The sequence below is a fragment of the Dellaglioa sp. CoH-57-MRSF-22 genome, from assembly GCF_056781895.1.
On the sequence record NZ_JBXAXT010000066.1, the window covers coordinates 1 to 517 of the forward strand.

Genomic DNA, 517 nt, shown 5'->3' on the forward strand with positions numbered 1-517 from the left:
GGAGCACATGGATGATGACACGCTGGTGCGTATTGACGCACGCATGATGAGTGCGCTAGAATTCGAGATTGATGTCTACATCTAGGACCGCAAATATCCGCTGGCGATGCTGCACGAGCAACTTTCGCTCTTGACATTGACCCAGTGGATGGAGCAGAATGCGTTCATGCGGGATTTCACGATTCCAACCGCCTACTTGAACTGAAGGAGCTACCATGAGCCAAGAACAGAAATACTCGTATGTGCCGACCGAGTTTGCCGCTGCCCTGATCGCAGAAGCATTCAAGGGCCGCATCACGCCCGAAGCGGCTGAGACTCAACTGAAGGTCGCGGCAGAGGACCATCGCTGGCCGATGCTCAACAAGTTCCATCTGCTCGGTCTGATGGTGGCCTACAACGAAGGCTACTCGAAGGCCGTGGATGGTCGCGCATTCGACAATCCGTTTGCCAAGGCCGGTTCGCAGGCCGCAGCGTGGGAACTGGGCACGCAAGACGGCGCTGAGCTGCGCACGCAGCG

1 protein-coding gene is annotated in these 517 nt (G+C 57.1%); it reads left to right on the forward strand.

Features of this window, described 5'->3' with window-relative positions:
* Positions 1-215: 215 nt before the first annotated feature.
* On the forward strand, positions 216-517 hold a 302-nt coding region (locus AC1RPR_RS08175), incomplete at its 3' end, for a hypothetical protein (RefSeq protein WP_481763464.1).